Annotated in this window: 1 protein-coding gene; it reads right to left on the minus strand. The window is 70.8% G+C overall.

What is annotated here, in order from left to right; all coding sequences use genetic code 11:
* Window positions 1-278 precede the first annotated feature (278 nt).
* Window positions 279-1,532, minus strand: a complete 1,254-nt coding sequence (locus KGA66_RS28925; protein WP_211472770.1) for an IS4 family transposase — start codon at window positions 1,530-1,532, stop codon at window positions 279-281.
* Between the last annotated feature and the right edge of the window lie 82 nt (window positions 1,533-1,614).

Consider the following 1,614-nt stretch of genomic DNA (forward strand, 5'->3'; position numbering starts at 1 on the left):
CAATGCCACTTAGCTTGATGATCTAGGCTGCGAGCTGCAGGGATGTCGGCTGGGACGGCGCGCGGACCGGTTCGGGTATCAGGGGTTTGAGGTTGACGAGGTCTATGGTGGGCGGCCCGGCGTGGCGGACCCCGGTGTAGTCGGCGGTGCGGACCTTGTAGGAGTTGTGGCGGGCGCGCTTGATCTGGCGGGGGTAGGAGCGGTGGCGGCGGGGTGGGTTGAGGTTGGCCGGCGCGGTGATCTCGGCGGTGGCCTCGGTGTGCAGCCGTACCCGGCCCTCAGGGGGAAAAGGCCGCCGGATCGGTGATCCGGCGGCGGGCCAGGCGGACGGTGTTCTTGAACTTGATCCGGTCCGGGTCGGTGTCGGTGTCGGTCGCCGCGGTGCAGATCAGGGCGGCGATGGCGTGGTGGGTGAGCAGGTAGCCGTAGATCTCCTGGCGGACCATGTCCGGGCTGCGGGACCGCAGGATCTTCCCCGGCCCGCGCAGCTGGGTCTTGATCTGCGCGTTCGCCCCCTCGTGTTCCCACCGGTCGTGGTAGGCGACCGCCAGCTCCCCGGGCAGTGCGTCACGGGGGTCGACCAGGTTGGTGATCAGGCAGAGCAGTTCCTTGTCGGCGCGATCGGCGCCGCCGCGGTCATCGACGTAGTACTCCACCACCCGCACCAGGCGGCACCGGTCGCGCTCGTGTTCCAGGTCGGCGCCGGCGCGGGCGGCCTGAAGCAGCCGGGACCTGGCCGGGGTCCGGGCGGCGGGGTCGAACACCAGCGTCGTGTAGGAGCCGTCGCCCAGGTCGGCCACCACCGGCAGGTCCATCGTGTCGCCGATCCGCCACAACAGCCCGGCCCCGGTGTCAGCGGCCCGGCACCACAGGTCGAAGGAGTAGAAGCCGCGGTCGGCGGTGAACAGCATGTCCTCATCCAGCAGCGGGATCAGCTCGGCGGCCGCGCTGCGCTCCCCGGTGCCCTTGCCGGCCACGCCGCCGATCACCGCCCCCAGTTCGCAGTGCGATCCGGACTCCACCAGGGTGGTCGCCCGGGCCTGCGGGAACGCCCCGCCGGAGGGCTTGCCGAAGGCTTCGGTGTTGGCTTTCGTGTCCGGCAGGTCGAACACCATGCCGTCGATCGACACCAGCCGCCGGTGCCGCAGCCACGCCCCCCGCGTCAGCGCGGTGGCCACCGGCCGCGCCACATGCTCGAACACCTGCTTCACCGGCTCGAACCCCAGCCGTGCGCGGGCCTGGGTGATCCCGCCGGAGGTCGGCGGCGCCCAGGCCGGATCCCACCCGCCCCACGAGCGCAGCGGCTCGGCCATCCTGGCCATCACCCCCTGGTAGTCCTCCTCGGCGAACAGCGCCATCGCCATCGCGAAGTACACCATCAGGTGCGGCGGCAACGCCCCGCCGGAGCGCTTCGCACCCCGGCCGCACCCCTCCACCGCCTCGTCCACCACGATCCGCGACACCGAGGCGGTCAGCAGACCCACCCCCAGCATGTCCGTCAACGGCGCAATCGGCTCAGCACTCGAACTCACCCCCGAACGCTACCGCCCCGACCCCGAAACCAGTGGAAACAACCTGATCAGAGCCCTGAACCCATCAAGCTAAGTGGCATTG

Origin of the sequence: Actinocrinis puniceicyclus (assembly GCF_018283645.1) — a bacterium.
Classification (GTDB): Bacteria; Actinomycetota; Actinomycetes; order Streptomycetales; family Catenulisporaceae; genus Actinocrinis; species Actinocrinis puniceicyclus.